Annotated in this window: 14 protein-coding genes, 1 tRNA gene and 1 pseudogene; 4 read left to right on the top strand and 12 right to left on the bottom strand. The window is 65.4% G+C overall.

What is annotated here, in order from left to right:
- Positions 1–87: 87 nt before the first annotated feature.
- Positions 88–1,773, top strand: a complete 1,686-nt coding sequence (locus ACVW16_RS35385) for a Na/Pi cotransporter family protein (RefSeq protein ID WP_456735080.1) — start codon at positions 88–90, stop codon at positions 1,771–1,773.
- Here the strand turns inward: ACVW16_RS35385 and ACVW16_RS35380 are convergent.
- From ACVW16_RS35380 to ACVW16_RS35350, 7 genes and pseudogenes are all read right to left on the bottom strand, one after another.
- The gene (locus tag ACVW16_RS35380) at positions 1,747–2,184 is read right to left on the bottom strand and encodes a DUF3592 domain-containing protein (protein WP_456703523.1); all 438 of its coding nucleotides are present in this window, start codon (positions 2,182–2,184) and stop codon (positions 1,747–1,749) included. The genes ACVW16_RS35385 and ACVW16_RS35380 overlap by 27 nt on opposite strands.
- 31 nt (positions 2,185–2,215) lie before the next feature.
- Positions 2,216–2,554: a lipid-A-disaccharide synthase N-terminal domain-containing protein gene (locus ACVW16_RS35375; RefSeq protein ID WP_456703522.1), complete on the bottom strand. Its 339-nt coding sequence runs from the start codon at positions 2,552–2,554 to the stop codon at positions 2,216–2,218.
- Positions 2,551–3,285, bottom strand: a complete 735-nt coding sequence (locus tag ACVW16_RS35370; RefSeq protein WP_456735079.1) for a glycosyltransferase family 2 protein — start codon at positions 3,283–3,285, stop codon at positions 2,551–2,553. Before ACVW16_RS35370 ends, ACVW16_RS35375 begins: the two co-directional genes overlap by 4 nt.
- Positions 3,286–3,351: 66 nt before the next feature.
- Positions 3,352–4,197, bottom strand: a complete 846-nt coding sequence (locus tag ACVW16_RS35365) for a phosphatase PAP2 family protein (RefSeq protein WP_456735078.1) — start codon at positions 4,195–4,197, stop codon at positions 3,352–3,354.
- Position 4,198: 1 nt separating this feature from the next.
- Positions 4,199–5,942 (bottom strand): annotated as a pseudogene (locus tag ACVW16_RS35360) (ArnT family glycosyltransferase).
- Between the two features lie 50 nt (positions 5,943–5,992).
- Positions 5,993–8,125, bottom strand: coding sequence for a penicillin-binding protein 1C (pbpC, locus tag ACVW16_RS35355; RefSeq protein WP_456735077.1), 2,133 nt, complete (start codon positions 8,123–8,125; stop codon positions 5,993–5,995).
- An 8-nt stretch (positions 8,126–8,133) separates the two neighbouring features.
- A complete protein-coding gene (locus ACVW16_RS35350) occupies positions 8,134–13,335 on the bottom strand; it encodes an alpha-2-macroglobulin family protein (protein ID WP_456802601.1) in 5,202 nt (1,733 codons plus the stop codon).
- A 404-nt stretch (positions 13,336–13,739) separates the two neighbouring features.
- Between ACVW16_RS35350 and ACVW16_RS35345 the strand changes: the two genes are divergently transcribed.
- Positions 13,740–13,816, top strand: a tRNA-Arg gene (locus ACVW16_RS35345).
- Between the two features lie 151 nt (positions 13,817–13,967).
- The gene (locus tag ACVW16_RS35340; RefSeq protein ID WP_456735075.1) at positions 13,968–14,204 is read left to right on the top strand and encodes a hypothetical protein; all 237 of its coding nucleotides are present in this window, start codon (positions 13,968–13,970) and stop codon (positions 14,202–14,204) included.
- Between the two features lie 732 nt (positions 14,205–14,936).
- On the opposite strand, the gene ACVW16_RS35335 is transcribed toward ACVW16_RS35340, so the two are convergent.
- From ACVW16_RS35335 to ACVW16_RS35320, 4 genes are all read right to left on the bottom strand, one after another.
- On the bottom strand, positions 14,937–15,242 hold the full coding sequence (locus tag ACVW16_RS35335; RefSeq protein WP_456703515.1) for a hypothetical protein: 306 nt from the start codon (positions 15,240–15,242) through the stop codon (positions 14,937–14,939).
- 199 nt (positions 15,243–15,441) lie between these two features.
- Positions 15,442–16,230, bottom strand: a complete 789-nt coding sequence (locus ACVW16_RS35330; protein ID WP_456735074.1) for a hypothetical protein — start codon at positions 16,228–16,230, stop codon at positions 15,442–15,444.
- A 169-nt stretch (positions 16,231–16,399) separates the two neighbouring features.
- Positions 16,400–16,624, bottom strand: coding sequence for a DUF2273 domain-containing protein (locus ACVW16_RS35325; protein WP_456735073.1), 225 nt, complete (start codon positions 16,622–16,624; stop codon positions 16,400–16,402).
- 74 nt (positions 16,625–16,698) lie between these two features.
- Positions 16,699–16,938 carry a hypothetical protein gene (locus ACVW16_RS35320; RefSeq protein WP_456703512.1) on the bottom strand — a complete coding sequence of 80 codons (240 nt, stop codon included), beginning with the start codon at positions 16,936–16,938 and terminating at the stop codon, positions 16,699–16,701.
- A 265-nt stretch (positions 16,939–17,203) separates the two neighbouring features.
- On the opposite strand from ACVW16_RS35320, the gene ACVW16_RS35315 reads away from it, so the two are divergent.
- On the top strand, positions 17,204–17,548 hold the full coding sequence (locus tag ACVW16_RS35315) for a DUF6481 family protein (protein ID WP_092232811.1): 345 nt from the start codon (positions 17,204–17,206) through the stop codon (positions 17,546–17,548).
- A gap of 115 nt (positions 17,549–17,663) precedes the next feature.
- Here ACVW16_RS35315 and ACVW16_RS35310 read toward each other — a convergent pair whose 3' ends face one another.
- A complete protein-coding gene (locus ACVW16_RS35310; RefSeq protein ID WP_092232808.1) occupies positions 17,664–17,906 on the bottom strand; it encodes a pentapeptide MXKDX repeat protein in 243 nt (80 codons plus the stop codon).
- Positions 17,907–17,961 lie beyond the last annotated feature (55 nt).

Below are 17,961 nucleotides of genomic sequence, written 5' to 3'. Positions count from 1 at the left end.
ACGTTGACGCCGACGTGCCAACAAAGGGTTTGATCCCCGATCATTTGGCGCTAGCCTCACCAGTCGACTCTGATCCGGACACGGAGCATGGGAACGTTGGTTCTGCTCGATCTGATGGGCGGCGTAGCGCTGCTGCTGTGGGGCCTGCATATGGTCCAAAGCGGCATTCTGCGCGCCTTTGGTCCCGACTTGCGACGTGTGCTTGGCAAGGCACTCGGCAACCGCTTCAGCGCGTTTGCCGCGGGCCTCGGCCTCACCGCGCTGCTCCAGAGCAGCACGGCGACCGCGCTGCTCACCAGTTCCTTTGCCGCCGAGGGCCTGCTCAGCCTCGTCGCCGCGCTCGCCATCATGCTGGGCGCCAATGTCGGCACGACGCTGATCGTGCAGGCGCTGTCGTTCAACATCGCAGCCGTTGCTCCCGTGCTGTTCGTGCTCGGCCTCGTCGCCTTCCGCGCCGGTCCCCGCTCGCGGATCAAGGATATCGGCCGCGTCTGCATCGGTCTCGGCCTGATGCTGCTGTCGCTGCACATCCTGCTCGACACGCTGGCGCCGGCGGAGAACGCTCCCGGCGTACGCGTCGTGATGTCGGCCATTACCGGCGACCCCATTCTGTGCATCGTCGTCGCCGCACTCCTGACCTGGGCGGTGCATTCGAGCGTCGCCAGCGTGCTGCTGGTCATGTCGCTGGCCTATTCGCAGTTCATCACGCCCTCCGCGGCGCTCGCCCTGGTGCTCGGGGCCAATCTCGGCAGCGCCATCAACCCGGTATTCGAAGGCGCAAAGCGCGACGATCCCGCGAGCTACCGCCTGCCGATCGGCAATCTCATCAACCGCGTGGTCGGCATTGCGCTGGTCTTGCCGTTCCTGGCTACGATCACGCAGCTCATGCATGCCTGGCAGCCGGATCTCGCCCGGATGACGGCCGCCTTCCACACCGCCTTCAACGTCGGCACGGCCATCCTCTTCGTCGGCCTGCTCGACATCATGTCGCGCCTGCTGACCCGCCTGTTGCCTGATCGCGTGGAGGAAACCGACCCAGCCCGGCCGCGCTACCTCGACGAAAGCGCGCTGGAGACACCGTCGCTCGCGCTGGCCGATGCCGCGCGCGAAACGCTGCGCATGGGCGACCTCGTCGAAACCATGCTGCGCAAGGTGATGGCCGCGATGATGACCGGCGATCGCTCCCTGGTCGACCAGGTCTCGAAGACCGACAACATCGTCGACAGCCTCGACGAGGCCATCAGGCTCTATGTCACGAAGCTGACCCGCGGCAGCCTCGACGAGAGCGAGGGCCGGCGTGCGATGGAGATCATCTCCTTCGCGATTAATCTGGAGCATATCGGCGACATCATCGACAAGAATCTGAGCGAGCTCGCCACCAAGAAGATCAAGCGGCGCTTCCAGTTCTCGGCCGAGGGCGCCGAGGAGCTGGCCGCGTTCCACAAGCGCACGATGGATTCGCTGCGGATCGCCTTCGGCGTGTTCATGTCGGGCGATGCCAACGAGGCCCGGAAGCTGCTGGTGGAAAAGACCGCGCTGAAGAACACCGAGCTCGCTGCCGTCGAACGCCATCTCGACCGCCTGCGCGAGGGCCGCCCGGAGACGATCGAGACCACCTCGCTGCATCTGGACGTGCTGCGCGATCTGCGCCGCATCCATTCGCACATCTGCTCGGTCGCCTATCCCGTGCTGGATGCGGCCGGCGAGCCCTATCGCCGGACCGAGGCGGAAGCCGCCCTGCCCGCCTCAGGCGCGACGGCGCTGCCGCGTTAGGGCCGCGCGAACCAGAACCGCTCCTCCCGAAAGCAGGAGCCCCGCCGCGCAAAGCAGCGTCGGGGCGATCCACAGCGTCAGGAACGAGAGCAGGCGCGCACCTTCGGGCTGCTGCGGATCGTAGGCGATCCTGACCTGCTCGCCATCGGCATAGGGCTGTGCCGTCGAGCCCGATGAGGACGTGATGGTTATCGCGCGTCCGTCACGCGTCACGAATTGAAACGTCGGATAGAGAAAGGTCCCGCCATGATTTCCCCCGCTTCGCGCGATGGCGCCGGCGAAGCGCGCCTCGGTCTGCTCCGCTCTCGCGAGGAACGCAACCGTGCTGCCGAGATCGAAAAGGCCGAGCCCGAGCAGGATCAGCCCGACCAGAAGGACCGATACGACCAGAATTACCGGTAGCTTGCGCATGCGGAGATTTGCATGTCCACGCGCCCCTTGATCAGCGCTCCAGCGTCTTCGACGTCCGGCCGCGGTTCTTGATGATCAGCATGATGTTGCGGACATAGATGATCGTCGCGAGCGCCTGTCCGAGGATGATGATGGGCTCGCGCTTCACGACGCCGTAAACCAGTGTCATCAGGCCGCCGCCCATCGAGCAGAACCAGAACGCCATCGGCACCACGCTGTTGCCGGCGCGCTCGCTCGCGATCCACTGCACGAGGAAACGCGCGGTGAAGAACAATTGCGCGACCAGGCCGAAGGCGAGCCAGAAATCGAACTTGGCGACGAAGACGTCGTAGAAATAGTTGTGCAACGCCTGACCGAATTGAATGATCATGCCTTTACCTCAGTCACGTCTGGAGTGGGCTTCTTGCGGCGGATCAACCACCACACGCCGGCGAGATCCATGATCCCGATCCACAGCCGGTCGAAGAAGCCGTAATTGGACACGCCGGAATGGCGTGGCCGGTCGATCACGTCGACATAGGCGATGTCAAAGCCTTCGCGGCGGACCAGCGCCGGCAGGAAACGGTGCAGCCCGTCGAAATAGGGCATCGACAGGAAGACCTCGCGCCGGAACGCCTTCAGTCCGCAGCCGGTGTCGCGCGTGCCGTCCTGCAGGATTGCGTTGCGGACCTTGTTGGCCACCCGCGACTGGAGTTTCTTGAAGCCGGTGTCCTTGCGCCCGACGCGTTGTCCCGCGGCGAGGCCGATATTGGCCCCCTTCTCGACCGCCGCGATCAGGTCCGGGAGGAAGACGGGATTGTTCTGGCCGTCGCCATCGAGCGTCGCCACGATCGCGCCGCGCGCCGCCCGCACGCCGCTGCGCACCGCCGCCGACTGGCCACCGGATTTGGCGTGACGCAACTGCCGCAGATTGTCCCGCTGCGCCATGATGCCTACGAGCCGCTCGCCGGTCGCATCGGTCGAGCCGTCATTGACATAGATGATCTCATAGGCCCAGCGGCCATCGAGCGCGGCCGCGATCTCCTCGATCAGGGGTGCAATGTTGTCGGCTTCGTTGCGCACGGGAACGACGATGGAAACCGAAGGCTGGGACGACGACAAATCGAAAGCTCGTGGTTGGATTTGGCCTTGCATCCTGGGAACCCGCTTCCCGGGAAGCAGCCGCTTTTATGGGGCGGATGCCCCGCGGGCAACCCTTTTGAGCCGACCGGGAAGCGCCCCCGGAAGCGGCACGATGGTGCCGTCGGCGCTGATGCCAAAGGCCAGCCGGCGCGCCGCAAACCAGTAACGGACCGCCATGGCGCCGACCATGCCGACCAGAGCACCGGCCGTGACGTCGCTCGGGTGGTGCGCCAGCAGCACCAGGCGGGTCAGCACGATCACGATCGCGTAAGTGAACATCACCACGCGCAGGCGCGGCCACAGCGCCGCGACGGCAAATGCCAGTGCAAACGCCGTCACCGCATGTCCCGACGGCAGGCTGGAATATGCCCCCGAGCCATCAAGGGGCATGAAGTTGAACGGATCGGCCTTGCCGCCGACGAAGGGACGTCCGCGGCCGATGAGATATTTCAGGATTTCGGCCACGAACACCGACAGGGCTACGGACAGAAACAGATACTGCAGCCTTGTGCCGAACCCGAGCAGGAGCGCGCGGCGCGTACCGTGCGTTCCGGCAGCCAGAAGCGCGACGATCACCAGTGCAACGCCCAGCGCCGTGAGCACATTCACATCCTTGCCGAAATCGGTGAGGATTCGGATCGGCCAGAGCGCCGGCGTGCCACGCGCCGGCATCAGCTGGATTTCGGTCCGGTCGAAAGCGAGCATCAGCACGATGACGAGCGTTGCACCCGCTGCGCCGAGCCACAGCGAATGCCGCGCCAGAGTTCGCGCAGCCGCAGCGCGGCGCGAATGCGAGGGTGAGCGCGCGAGCTGCGCCAGCGCGTGCCCCGCGACGGCAAGCAGCTGCGCGGGATAGCTCGCGCGCGGCGCGAGGGTGGTCGAGCCGGCCATCCTATTCGGTGCCTTCGGAGCGGAAAATCGAGATCGAGATCGCGCGTCCCTGCGAGAAATTGTAGCCTTCGATGCGCGCCCCGACCTTGTAACGCAGTCCGATCGCCTCGGCGCGCTGCACGAAGCTGCGCTCCGAGCGCTGTTCGATCAGCGCGAAGCGACAGCTTCCCTGCCTGAGGAAATCGGCAGCGCCCGACCCGTCCGTCAACAGCGTCTGGGTGCCGGTCAGGAACACGAGGCTCGGTTCGGCATAGCCGGCGGAGGCCGCCCTTGGCCCAACGCAAGTGACGTTGCGCAGCGCGCGTGCGATCTCGATGCTCGGAAACAGCGGCGTCAGCGATGGCAGCACGATGCCGTAGACCACGACGGCGAGCATCAGCGCCGCGACCAGCGCGTTGAGCAGCGAACGCTCGGCGCGGTTGGTGTCGAACAGCCACCAGGCGAACAGGCCGAAGATCAGCGAAGCCGCGATGAACGGCCAGGCGACGAACGCCGGCTGGCGTGTCAGCATCACCGCGCCGACCACCGCAATGATCGAGCCGCCTGCCGGGATCAGGAACCACCAGGCCGAGCCGCGCGCGAGCCACGAGCGCGACAGCACGTTCCGCTCCAGCGCGCCGGCCGTGAGGATCGCAATCGCCGGATAGAGCGGCAGCACGTAGTGCGGCAGCTTGGTCAGAACCGCTTCGAACACGATCCAGGACGGGATCAGCCAGGCCAACAGAAATTGCGCGCCGGGTTCGCGTCGCGCCCGCCACACCGCAGGCGCCGCCATCGCCGCGAGCGGCGCACCCGGCCAGAAGGTGATCCAGAACAGCGCCAGATAAACCCCGGGCGGCGCGCCATGGGATTCCTGCGCACTGAGCTTGCTCAGCATGTCTCCGCCGACGGAATCAGCGAAGAAGGCATCGCCGGCGCGCCAGAAGATCGCAATGAACCAGGGCAACACCAGCACCAACATCCACATCAAGCCCCAGACGGGGCGCAAGCGCCACAGCCAGGAGGAATCGCGGTCCTGGATCGCGAGCGCGACGATGGTCAGACCTGCGAACATCAGAATCAGCGGGCCCTTGATCAGGATGCCGACGGCGAGCGCGGTCCAGAAGATCGCGGGCCAGCTCCAGGGCGGATGGGTCTCGTCCTCGGCGCGCTGCCAGGACAGATAGGCCCGCGCCATGGCGCCCATGGCTGCGGTCACGCAGAACAGCAGCATGGCGTCGGTCTTGGCGAGCCGCGCTTCAACGCCGAGCAGCACGGAGGCGGACATGAGCAGCGCGGCAAGCACAGCCGCGCGCCCGCGTCACGAAGCCGAGCGCCGTCCAATAGGTCATCAGCACTGCGCCGATCGCCCCGATCAGCGAGGGCAGCCGGTAGACCCAGATCCGCAGCTCGGCCTTGGGCAGCTTCAGCGCCGTCGCGACTTCGACGGCCGCCGATTGCAACCAGTAGATGCCGACCGGCTTCTTGTAGCGGACGTCCTCCTGGAAGCGGATGTCGACATAATCGCCGCTCTCGACCATCTGCTTGGTCGCCTGCGCGAAGCGCGCCTCGTCGCGATCGACCGGCGGGATGGTGAAGAAGCCGGGCAAGAACAGCAACAGTGCGCACAGCACCAGGAAGCCCACAGCGCGCGCGTGGCTGGTGGTGACAAAGTCGAGCATCAGCACGAGCCGGCTGCCCGGATTCACGGGCGTTTTCGGCTCTCGGGGTGCTCCAAAACGGGGAGTTGGATAGGTCTCGGCCATTGGTTCCGCTTACGCTGAAACCGCCGTCGCCACAACCGCTTAAGCCGCTCTCATTGAATTCGAATGACGACTGTGTCTGCTGCGCCAACGGCATCGATCACGGTGAGCCGTGCAAAGCCTGGGCCGGGCGGATCGATCAGCCGCTGGCGCCGCCCGTCGATCTCGCCGAGAGCCGTTCCGTTGAGCATGACCGTCATCGGCAGCACCCCGCCCGCGACCTTGACCGGCATCGCGGCCGCTTCCGTTCCGCCTGAACGGTCCACGTCGATCCGGGAGCCGTTGAGGGGGAACTGGATGTGGAGCGCCTGCTCGCCGCCGGTCCGCACCAGCTCTCCGACCGGGCGGAACCGCTTTAGCGGCAATGGCAACTTGGCGTTGCCGGCCACCAGGGTTCCCTTGGGCGGCTTCGGCAGCGGAACCAGCGTCTTGCCCGTCCGCGCGAAGGCATCGAACAGGATGGGTGCAGCGGCGACGCGGCCGATCAGGCCGGGAACCGGCGCACCATCGGGCCGGCCGACCCAGACGCCAATGGTCATGCGGCCGTCGAATCCGACCGACCAGGCATCGCGATAGCCGTAGGAGGTGCCAGTCTTGAAGGCGATCCGGTTATGGGCGGCATTTTCCGGCGGCGGGGTTCCCAGCAGCACGTTGCCGACCTGCCAGGCCGCCACCTGATCCAGCAGCCGCAGCGGCTCGCGATCGTCCTTGCCTGCGATGATCTCACGCAGCGGCTTGGTGGTACCGAGCCGGGCGAAACCCGCATAGAGCTGGGCGAGGTCCTGAAGCGTCACGCCGACGCCGCCGAGACCCATTGCGAGCCCCGGTGCCTCATCCTTGGGCAAAACCAGATTGCCGCCGGCTTGCCGTAGCCGCGAGGCCAGCCGGCTCGAGCCGACACGATCGAGCAGCACGATCGCCGGCACGTTCAGCGACAGCTGCAGTGCCTTCTTAACCGGCACCGTGCCCTGGAACGTCAGGTCGAAATTCTCCGGCGCGTAGGAGCCGAAGCGCACCGGGCGATCGTCGATCAGGCTGTCGGGATGGACAAAACCGTCCTCGAACGCGAGACCATAGATGAACGGCTTGAGCGTCGAGCCAGGCGAGCGGATGGCGCGGGTCATGTCGACCTGCCCGGCCCTGATGTCGTCGAAATAGTCGGCCGAGCCGACGCGGGCGAGTACGTCGCCGCTGTCATTGTCGATGACGATGATGCCGACCGAGATGTTCGGCCCCAGTGCAATGGCGCGGTCGCGCGCCAGCGGCTCCAGCACCTTCTGCAGATTGGAATCCAGCGTCAGCTTGATGACAGGGACGTCCTTGACCGTCGCCAGCGCGTTATCGGAGGCATGCGGTGCCAGGATCGGCATCGGCTTGCGCAGTTTCGGCACGGGCACGGCCTTGGCCTGCTTCGCGTCATCGAGGCTGACCACATGCTCCTCGACCATGCGGTCGAGCACCCGATCGCGGGCGAGGCGTGCGGCTTCGGGATAGCGGTCGAGCCGGCGTGTTTCCGGCGATTGCGGCAGCGCGACCAAAAGCGCTGCTTCCGCCAGCGACAGCCGCTTCGGCTCCTTGCCGAGATAGGCGATCGAGGCGGCGCGGATGCCTTCGAGATTGCCGCCATAGGGCGCAAGCGCCAGATAGAGGTTGAGGATTTCGTCCTTGTCGAGCGTCCGCTCCAACTCGATCGCGCGCACGATCTGGTGCAGTTTTGCGTAGAGCGAACGCTGCCGCCGCGGCTCCATCAGCCGGGCGAGCTGCATCGAGATAGTCGAGCCGCCGGACACGATGTGGCCGCGCGTCGAAAGCTGCAAGACCGCACGGCCGAGCGCCAGCGGATCGATGCCGTCATGGGCGTAGAAGCGCTGGTCCTCATAGGCGAACAGCAGCTTGAGATAGGTCGGATCGATGTTGGCTTCGGCGTCGACCGGCAACCGCCACCGCCCGTCGGCCATCGCATAGGCGCGCAGCAGCCTGCCGTTGCGGTCGACGATTGTGGTCGACACGCGGCGCGCCTCGTCGAGTGGCAATGGGCCGAGTGAATAGACCCAGCCGACGAAACCGATGACGGCGAGGATGAACGCGAAGGCGGCGATGGAGAGGGCACGATGCCCCCTGCTCCTCGTTCCGTCAGGGCCGGGCTTGGCCCGGCCATCCACGTTCTTGCTCAGCGCCTCGCTCATCTCACCACTCACTTCGCCGCCCGCACCTCGACTGTGCCTGTACCGGTGCGACCATAGCGCGAGGGGTTGTACATGTCCTCGACATAGGCCTGGGGCAACACGTATTTGCCGGGTGAAACCACGCGCACGACATAGGCGACGGTGAACACCGCCTTTGAGTCCGCGGCGCGGTCCACGGCCGCCGTGAAGCGGTCGTCACGGAACTCGGTATCCTCGGGCTCCGCGCCGTCCTCGATCCAGTCCAGCGTGCCGCTGTCGCCCGACGACACCAGTTTGGGATTGTCGATCTCCAGACCCGCAGGCAGATAATCGGACACCATGATGTGGCCGTACTCAGGCTTCGCCTCCGTAATCTTCAACACCACGGCAAAGCGATCGTTCTGCTTGACCTTGCTGATGTCGGCGGGCCTGCCGTCGAGCGTGAAGTAGTTCCGCTCGATCTTGAAGCCGTTGGACGCGGCCGGCTCCGGCGTCACCGGCGAGCCCGACACCGAGACCACCGCCTGCACAGGCGCATCGCCGGTGTTGGTGATCTTGAGCGGCTTGCCACTCAGGCTGTCCGCCTTGTAGCTGCGATAGAGCGCCGTCTTGATCGGCTGGCCATCGACCTCGATCGAGAGGTTTTCCTTGGCCAGAGCCCGGGCCGCGAGCACCAGCCACGCATTCTCCTGCGTGGAGGTATAGGGCGTCAGTCCGCGCGCGGTCTCGACCCGTGCGACGGCCTGCGTCAGCGTCGCCTTGGGTGCGTTGCCTTCGCTCGCGAGCGAGACCAGAGCAGCGGCGTCGCGGAGCTGCGAGCCGTAGTCGCTACGGCCGAACTCCAGCACCGGCTTGGGCGCAAGCGAGTCCAGCGCCGCGCCATAGACCCGCTCGGCGCGGTTGCGGTCGCCGACCAGAGCGAGCGCCGCTGCAAGCTGAGACTTGGCGATCGGCGTCGCCAGATTGTTCAGCTTGGTATCCGCGAGATAACGGAGATCGCCGATCGGTGCCGCGCCGTTGCGGGCCAGCACGTAGAGCCCATAGGCGAGATCGCGCCCGCCGTCCTTCTCTGGCTCATTGCCGTTGACGACGGAATTGCGGATACGATCCAGCGCGTTCTTGAACAACACATCAGGCACCACAAAGCCCTTTTCGCGGGCGCGGGTGAGGAAGTCAGTCACGTAGGCATCGAGCCAGGCATCGTCGCCGCCCGCCGACCACAGGCCGAACGAGCCATTGGAGCCCTGACGGGCCAACAGCCGCTCGATGGCATCGCGGATGCGCTGATCGACCTCGGTGTCCATCGCAAGATGCGCCCCGGCCGCGAGGTCGTTGACGTAGAGCAGCGGCATGGCGCGACTCGTGATCTGCTCCGAGCAGCCATAGGGATAGCGGTCGAGCGCTTTCAGGATCGTCGCCGCGTCGAGCGCAGTGGACAGGCTGGCCGAAACCGAAACGCTGCCGGTGCCCGGCACGAGGTCGGAGAACATGTCCGAGGTCAGCGTCAGGCTCTCGCCCTTCGCCAACGTGCGGATCGAGCGCCGCGCCAACACCTGCGCCGCCTTGACGTCGAACGCATAGTGCCTTGCGAGCGCAAGTCCGTCCGGTCCCCTGATGTCGACGTCGAGCGTCGCCTGCCCCGCCGCGGTCGCATCGAGCGCCAGCGAGAACGCGTTGCGCTGTTTGGCGGCGAGCTTGACCGTGGTGGCGGGATTGCCTGACATCTTCACCGGGCCGCCGGTCTTGACGTTGATGACGTAGTCGCCGGCCTGCCCCTCGACATTGTCGATCTCGAGATTGACCGTGCCGTGGTCGCCATTGAGCAGGAAGCGCGGCACCGTGGTGGTCAGCACGACGGGATCGCGGATCACGACGTCGGTGTTGGCGCGGCCGAGTTTTGTAGCGGTCCATGCCACCGCCATGACGCGCGCGGTGCCTGCGAAATCCGGAATGTCGAAGCTGACTTCCGCAGTGCCCTCGGCGCCCACCGTGACGATGCCGGAATAGAGCGCGAGCGGCTTCTGCGCGGGCGGCGAGCCTTGCAGTTCGGCCGCGCCGGCGTCGCCGCCGGATTTGATCTGGCCGCGCGTACCGGACATCCCGTCGATCAGCTGCCCATAGAGATCGCGGATCTCCGCGCTGAGCTGACGCTGGCCGAGATAATAATCATCCGGCGCCGGCGGCTTGTAGTTGGTGAGGTTGAGGATGCCGACATCGACCGCGGCGACGACGATCTTGGCGTCCTCGCCCGGATTGAGCCCGTCGAGCTTGACCGGGATCTTCAACGTGGAATTCGGCCGGATCAGATCGGGCGGCGTCAGCTTGACCTGAAGCGTGCGGGCCTGCTTGTCGATTCCGAACCACTTCAGCCCGATCGCACGGCCCGGCATGCGCTGCGCGGCGGCATCGAGCGGACGGCGCAGCGTCGCCACCACATAGGCGCCGGTGCCCCAGTCCCTGCCGACCGGCAGTCTCACCTGCGCAGTGCCTTGCTTGACGTCGATCGTCTGTGTCGTCAGCAGCCGGTCGCCGACCACGTTGACGGTGAGCTTGCCGGCGGCGCGGACATTGACTGACACCGTCATGGTGTCGCCTGAGGAATATTGCGGCTTGTCGATCGAGGTTTCCAGCAGGTCCGGCGTGTCGGCGCTGCCGTCGGAATACCAGCCGACGTCGAACTGCACCGAGGTCACCGGGCCGTCGGCATCGTTCGACTTCACATCGAGCCGGTAGCGGCCGGGGCGCGGCGCCAGCGAGATGCGGGACGGCTTGTCGGCAGCGATGGTGACATCACCGTCGGCGACGCGCGAGGTCGACTTGACCGGCTCGTACTCCCAGTAATTGTTCTGGCGATACCACTGATAGCGCGACTCCATCTTCAGGAGTTCGTAGCGCAGGCCGTCGCGGGCAATCGTCCTGCCATCGGGGGAGACGAACACGACGTCGAACTCGGCCTTGTCGCCCTCCGCGACGTTCTTGTCGCCGAAGAGCGGCTTGACGCCGATCAGCGCGGTCGCGGGCGCGACCGGCAACACCAGCTTGCGCTCGACGGCGCGGCCGCCGGTTTCGACCATGCGGATGAAGATCTGCGCCTCCTGCGGACGGGTCGAGGCCGGCTGCTTCTCCAGCGTCACCGGGAAGGTCGCAACGCCATTGGCATCGGCCTCGGGAAGGTTCTCGAGCGGCGAGCGCTCGTTCGAGGTGGTCTGCTCGTCATCAACGCCGAACTGGTAGCCGGCGAAACCCGGCCGCTCGGCGGCCGGAGCAATCAGCATGTCGCCTTCCAGGCTGAGGCCGGATGCAGGCGCGCCATAGAGGAAATGGCCATCCGCCTTTAGCTCCACAGGCGCGTTGGCTTTGATCAGCTTGTCCTTGGCCGACAAGTCGAATTCGATTCTGTCCGGGACATAGTCTTCGACCATGAACGTCGTCTCGCCGACCGAAGAGCCCTTGGGATCGGTGAAGGCGCGCACCCGCCATGTTCCGGTCGGAACAGCCGAGTTGAGCGGCACCGCAAGCGTACGGCCGCCGGCGCCCTGGTCAGCCAGCACGGCACGGCGGAATTCGACGCCGTCAGGACGCTCGATCACGAGGGTCAGCGGCCCGCCATTGACGGCATTGCCCTGCCCGTCTCGCAGCAGTGCCGTGAGATAGACCGTCTCGTTGGAGCGATACACGCCGCGCTCGGCATAGACGAAGGCGTCGGCGCCCGCAGGCACTGCGCGGCCGGCAACGCCGCGGTCGGACAGATCGAACGCCGAGGTCTTGAGGCTGAGAAAAGCGTAATCGGCTTTCTCACCGGTCACCGTCAGCATCGCCGGCGACAGACCGCCCTCACCGCGCGCCAGGCCCGCCTCGAACAGCACATGGCCAGCGTCGTCGGTCTTGCGCGTCGCCAGGATCTCGTTGTTGCGGGCAACGAGCCTGACCTCGGCTTTCCCGACCGGCTCGGTCGAGGCCAGCGAATTGACGAAGACATGGATGCCGTCATTGCCGGAATATGCCGATACGCCGAGATCGGAGACGATGAACCATTGGGTGGCGAGCTGGTAGTCATCGTCCGCGCCCGGCCCCTTGGCCGCTGCGGTCATCACGTAAACGCCGGGCTGAAGCTCACCGAGCGCCTCGTCGACCGGAAATGCAGTGATGACGTCCTGGTTCAGGTTCATCGCGGTCGCGAGCTCGCCGGACCACACTTTCACGCCGCGCTCGTCGCCGAGATCGCTGAGCTGATATTTCGACAGTGTCTTCTGGAAGTCGCTGTCGACCACCGTGTTGATCAGATTGCGATCGCCGATCCTGTAAACGTTTATATTGACCGCCGGCGTGTTGACGCTGACCACGGGAATGCCGCGCTGGCCGGTGCGCGGCAGCACATAGGCCCGGCTGGTGAAGCGCACGAACGGCTTGCGATCGCGCACATAGATGTTGAACTCGGCCGATTTCGGCAGGCCTTCTTTTACGGTCGACGGCAACCCGGCGCGCAGAATGATGTTGTAGCGCTCGCCGTGCTTCAGCCCGTCGACGCAGAGCTGCTTGCCCTCGGCCGACAGCGCCGGCTTGTCCTGGCCTGCAAGCGCGAGAAAAGGCGCGAAGTCGGTGCGCTTGGCGAGCTCTTCCGAGAATTGGAAGCAGGCGCGCGGGCTCGCCGAATCCGAATCTACGGTGTAGTCGAGCAGCCGGAAACCGTGCTCGTCGCGCATCTTCTCATACTGGCCGCGGACGTCGGCGACCTCGCGCATGTCGAGCGACAGCCGCAGCGCGTCCAGCGCCGGACGCCAGAGCCTGCGCTCCGCGAGCGACCTGCCGAGTACGGCGAGTGCGTCCGCCTCCTCGCCGGGATTACCGGCGCGCTGGTAGGCGATGTAGGCGGCGGTCGAGGCGCGTTCCAGCAGGAAGGTCTGCTCGCTCGAGCTCTTCGGCGTGATCTGGAAGATGGCCTTTGCGAGCCGCAGCCAGTTGCCCGCATCATCAGGCGTCGTGGCGGCGATCTGGCCGAGGACGGCAAGCCCGGTGCGGAAGTCATTGCGCCTGAAGGCAGAATCCGCGTCGCTGCGCAGGCTCGTACCGGTCTTGGCGACCGGTCCGGCCTCGCTCTTGATCTGCGCCTCCAACTTGACCGCGGAATCGGCGAGATCATCGCGCTTGAACGCCTTGTCTGCGGCTTGTGCTGCGCTCAGGCCAAACGCCAGCGTGGCGCAGAGAGCAAAGGCGCGAACCAGACCAATCATGAATGGACTCCCGGAAATCGCGGACGAGCGCCGCGGCGGCGATAAAGTGTGCGGAAAGGTGACGGACTCGTGGCGATGGAACCACAAGGTGCAAAACGTCGCATTCGTCATGGCAAGCCACGCCCAGAGAAGACCAATCGCGCTACCGCCGCGCACGCCGTCCTGGGGCGCAGCAATATCGGACCGATCGACCGGCGGCCGTGTCCCGGAAGCTCCTCAGCGTTGCCGGCGACGTGATCCGTCGTCCGGTCCGCTGCCGCTCAACCCGGCACCCTGACACTCCACCGTTCCGGTTTGTCGCGGCTCAGAGGAAAACGGTTCGGTTCAGACTTGGCGAACGGCCAGATTTTTCTTATTGGCATGTGGTATGAACGATCAGCCTCCCAAACGGGGTGGCACAGGACGGTCCCGTAGCTCAACTGGATAGAGCATCAGATTTCTACTCTGAGGGTTGCAGGTTCGATTCCTGCCGGGATCGCCAGAGCCTCGATCCTGCCGAATGCCCCGGCGTTCATCATGACTCTGTCATCTCTCACGAACGCGTGGGTAACCCTCGGCGCCGGCTTTGAAGCAGACAGATTCACCCTATCTAGCGGCGGCGGGCGAATTGCGCCCATGATAACGGACAACCGATGCCGCGAGCCGAGCTGACGAAAATGGCAATCGCCTGTGCGATCGCGATCGTCGCGATGTCGTTTGTGGCACTCGACGCGTTCGTGGACGTCAACTCAGGCCTGATCGCAAAGCGGATCGAGGTGGCGCAGGCCTCGATTGCGGAGGTCGCCATGAGCCGGCATCAACTCGCCGCCGCAGTTCATGCGTTGGCGCATCGAGGCCATCAGAAGCGATCGCCCTCTGCGATCGAATAATGCTCAAGAGCTGATCTTGAACGGACCCGCGATTCGTTTGTTCACGGTCCGACTCCGGTCCGTTCCCGAAACACGAATCGCAGCCGCGCAAAGCAGAACCGCGCAAGTCTTAACGCCGCCTTGCGCGGACGTGGATTGTTCATGCATTCAACAATATGAGCCAGGGCCGAATCCGGCGCGCACAAAGGCGACGGCCGCGCGGAACAAGATCACGGCCACCATGTTGTCTGCGACGAAATAGAGTGGTGCCGACCCGCCAGCCCCGGGGCGGCTTTGAAAGGCCCCGTGCTTGTCCAGCGAGCGCGGGGCTTTCTCATGGCCGGCGACCAGGCCCGAACCGCGCGGTCTCTTCTGTCAGGCAGAAATCAGCGCGTCCGCTCGTTTCGCGACGATCGCGCGCAAGCTGATGCCAAGCCAGCGCCAATTCGATGAGTCGCTGCCGGTCGGGACCTTCGGATGCCGCGGCGCGCTTCATCGCAGCCTCGGCCTCGTGCTGTGGGTCGTAGGGCGTACACATGCGGCCAATTTTAGCCGGCCGATAAGGACAAGTGCGTGGCAATTTCGTCCGTATGATTGCGGAGGACGAAAGTCGGGCCTTCGCGCAACCCAACACGATGTTACCGGAATGGAATTTGCGCGCAAAGAGAGCCGTGTTGGCAGATACGCGAAGACCGGCCGCGACGGAATCGATCGGGCCGGTCTTCGTATTCTGTGTACTCGGTCCGGCGAGCCCTAGCGACCCGTCGAGTTGTTCGGACCCGTCGCCGGTTGTGACGGATTTTGTCCGCTTGGCAACAAGGTGTTGCCGGACGGGTTGATCGTCGTGTTCATCCCGCCTGTGGCGCCGGTTGCGCCGCCCGTCCCTGTCCCGGTCGTCGTTCCGCTGGTGCCGGATGACACGCCGCCGGACGTCCCGACGCCGCCCGGGGACGCGCCTGTCGAAGCACCGCCGCCAGCAGAGCCGCCGGCACCTTGTGCAAAAGCAGCCGTCGACGAAACGGCCAACGCAAGCCCCAGGGTGATCGCTGCAAGTTTCATGAAATAATCCTCTGATCGTTTGCTCGCAGAGGGGCTAAACGCGCCGCCGCGCGATCGTTCTAAACGCCGCGCGCACAAAGCAGTGAGACCAGGTTTCGTTGCCGTGAAATTGCAATCACAGCCGGGTTCCGGTTCGCAACGAGGCGGGCACCGGGCCCGCCTCATCCATCATTCACATCGGCTCTTGCGCGAGAGAAGTTCAGTAGCAGGCGCGGGGATCGGTCTGCACATATTGGCCGCTGGGATAGCGGTAATAGCAGTTGCCCTGGGCCAGATAGTAGCCGGGGCGCGACGCGGCGGTGGCGCCGGCGATGGCGCCGGTCGCACCGCCGATCACGGCGCCTGCGGCCGCACCCGAGGCGTTGCCAGAAATCAGGCCACCCAGCAGACCGCCGACGATGGCTCCGCCCAGCGCACTGGCGCCGGGATCCGCGGGCGGCGGTGGAGGCGGCGGAGGTTCGTAGGCGACCGGCGGTCCCGGCGGCGCATAGGCCACCGGCACGTCGTCGATATAGTCTTCGGAGATGTAGGCAGGCGGGCCCTCCATCCGCTGCGGATAATAGTACCAGACGCCGCCGACGTCCCACCACCAGCCGGCGCGGCCGTTGTGGACCTCGTGGCGCCAGCGTCCGCCGTCCCAGGCCAGATTGCCGCGATAGGAGTGACCGCCCCAATCGTGCATGGGCGCCGGACCGCGCGCCATGGCACGATGTGGTCCCGGGGATGGCCCACCGGCATTGCGCGGGCCAGGGCCATGCGGGCCGGGACCTGCTCCGGGTGCAGGAGCCACATGGGCCTGCCCGCCCGGCTGCGGCCCGGTCCGCCCTGCCTGCGGCGGAGGGCCTTTGCGCGGCGCACCGGCATCCTGCCCTGGCGGCTGGCCAGCTCCCTTCGGCGGCGCTGCGTCCTGCGCTTGCGCGGACATCGCCAGCAACGATATGGCCGAAACCATGGGAATAATGATCTTCATGCGGCTGAACGCACTCATCGGTGCCTACCCCCTCAACTTTCGCAAATCGCCGTGGTCCAAGCGCCATAGACGATTCGGATCGCGCCCGGCCGGTGCCGGCTGACATAACTGACCTGCCGAGTCGGCTGGGTCCCGCAGCAGACGTTTGAGATCGCGGCAATTTTTGGGCCCTGCGAACCGAGCGGGTCTAGCGTGCCGGCTCGATCACATTGCAATTGCTGCGCCCCGACATCACGCAATCCTGCATCTTGCTGGCGGCAGTGAGGTCGCGGGCGAGCCACAGGCCGATGGCCAGAATGACCGCAGCGATGATCAGGCCCGCGATCGCCCCGCGACGACTGTCGCCGGATTGCGGTCTCGGCGAAGGGTTGGACTTGGAAGGCTTAGAACGCTTGGATTCGGGCTCGGACATGGGGACGCTATCGCTTGGTGAGGCGGTTTACCACCTGTGCGGCCACGCGTCACATCCCGCGCGATTCCTGGCCCTCACCCGCTCGTCGGACGCCTCAGCGCTTCCTTGCGCAGGCTCTCGACCGCCGGGGCGGCGTGCTGAGTGCGCGGCGCGCAGCTCGTCAGGATGAACGCGGTCTGGGTGCACTCCCATGCAGCCCCGAGAGCGGTGCTCTCGATCGGTTGTGGGCGGGCGGCCAACAGCACCGCACCCGCGACAACCGCTGCCGTGGCCGTGATTGCAAGGGCCTTCAGGCTCAGCCGGAAAATAATCATGCCCGTGCTCCGTCTCTCGCTGGGCGGACGCTAGGCGCCGCCGCTGGGTGCCCTTATGAGGGGCATCACAATTCGGCAGTTTTTCCGGGCTACGAAGGATCGGCTGGATAAGCGATTTCGTTGACCTGATCGGCTGCGATTATGGGTGGCTTCGCGGCGCGCGGCGATGTACACGCTTCTGCGTCGCGTGGCGCCTGCTTGTGCCCAGCCGACGTACCAACAGCAGTGATGTAGGATCGAAAGCGAGGATGACAAGGTTCGTTAGATGAGTTTCAGGGAACCAGGATTCTCCGACCGGCAAAAGGCCGCTCAGGAAGCACGCAAAAATCTTTTGAACAAATTCAAGTCGCAGCCGGGGCACGACGACCCTGCGGTCGCGGCACGTCGTGCCGAGCGCGAGGCGCTTGCGGCCAAGCGCGCCGAAGTAAAGGCTGCGCGCGAGGCTGAAAAGGCCGAGCAGAAGCGCATCGCGGAAGAAGCTGCTGCCGCGGAGGCGGCGCGGATCGCCCGGGAGGCGGAAGAAGCGATCGCCAGGCAGGCTGAGCTGGAAGCCGAGCAGAAGGCGAAGCGCGACGCCCGCTACGCCGCGCGCAAGGCCAAGCGGAAGTAACGCATCACGTTCAATTGAATTTGAGCCGAGACATCACGTTCGGGGCGGCCGATATGCCGCCCCGGAACGTTCGTAAACGCCTGGCTTCCCTAAACGCGGCGACGCCGGTGGAAGATCAGTTCTTCTTCATCATCCCGTCGTCTTTCTTCATTCCGTCTTTCGACATCGTGTCCTTCTTCATGCCGTCGCCCTTGGACATGGTGTCTTTCTTCATGCCGTCCTTGGACATCGTGTCCTTCTTCATCATGCCGTCGTCCTTGCCCATCTTGTCCTGAGCGAAGGCGGCCGGCGACAGCGCGAGGCCAAGCGAGAGTGCGGCAGCGGAGACGCCGAGCACGATGCGGGTGCGAATGGTCATGAGAAATAATCCCTTCGAGATGGTGTATGTCAGCGACGTGTGCCGCTACACAATC

This window comes from Bradyrhizobium sp. USDA 4474 (genome assembly GCF_054057515.1).
Note: the sequence above shows the minus strand (reverse complement) of the source record. Positions and strands in the feature narration are given on the sequence as shown.

Excerpts from the sequence above, each read along its gene's own strand:
- ACVW16_RS35335 (WP_456703515.1), bottom strand. The coding sequence starts at position 15,242 with ATGAAACTTGCAGCGATCACCCTGGGGCTTGCGTTGGCCGTTTCGTCG.
- ACVW16_RS35315 (WP_092232811.1), top strand. The coding sequence starts at position 17,204 with ATGAGTTTCAGGGAACCAGGATTCTCCGACCGGCAAAAGGCCGCTCAG.
- ACVW16_RS35380 (WP_456703523.1), bottom strand. The coding sequence starts at position 2,184 with ATGCGCAAGCTACCGGTAATTCTGGTCGTATCGGTCCTTCTGGTCGGG.
- ACVW16_RS35320 (WP_456703512.1), bottom strand. The coding sequence starts at position 16,938 with ATGATTATTTTCCGGCTGAGCCTGAAGGCCCTTGCAATCACGGCCACG.
- ACVW16_RS35325 (WP_456735073.1), bottom strand. The coding sequence starts at position 16,624 with ATGTCCGAGCCCGAATCCAAGCGTTCTAAGCCTTCCAAGTCCAACCCT.
- ACVW16_RS35365 (WP_456735078.1), bottom strand. The coding sequence starts at position 4,197 with ATGGCCGGCTCGACCACCCTCGCGCCGCGCGCGAGCTATCCCGCGCAG.
- ACVW16_RS35340 (WP_456735075.1), top strand. The coding sequence starts at position 13,968 with ATGCCGCGAGCCGAGCTGACGAAAATGGCAATCGCCTGTGCGATCGCG.
- ACVW16_RS35350 (WP_456802601.1), bottom strand. The coding sequence starts at position 13,335 with ATGATTGGTCTGGTTCGCGCCTTTGCTCTCTGCGCCACGCTGGCGTTT.
- ACVW16_RS35385 (WP_456735080.1), top strand. The coding sequence starts at position 88 with ATGGGAACGTTGGTTCTGCTCGATCTGATGGGCGGCGTAGCGCTGCTG.
- pbpC (WP_456735077.1), bottom strand. The coding sequence starts at position 8,125 with ATGAGCGAGGCGCTGAGCAAGAACGTGGATGGCCGGGCCAAGCCCGGC.
- ACVW16_RS35310 (WP_092232808.1), bottom strand. The coding sequence starts at position 17,906 with ATGACCATTCGCACCCGCATCGTGCTCGGCGTCTCCGCTGCCGCACTC.
- ACVW16_RS35375 (WP_456703522.1), bottom strand. The coding sequence starts at position 2,554 with ATGATCATTCAATTCGGTCAGGCGTTGCACAACTATTTCTACGACGTC.
- ACVW16_RS35330 (WP_456735074.1), bottom strand. The coding sequence starts at position 16,230 with ATGAGTGCGTTCAGCCGCATGAAGATCATTATTCCCATGGTTTCGGCC.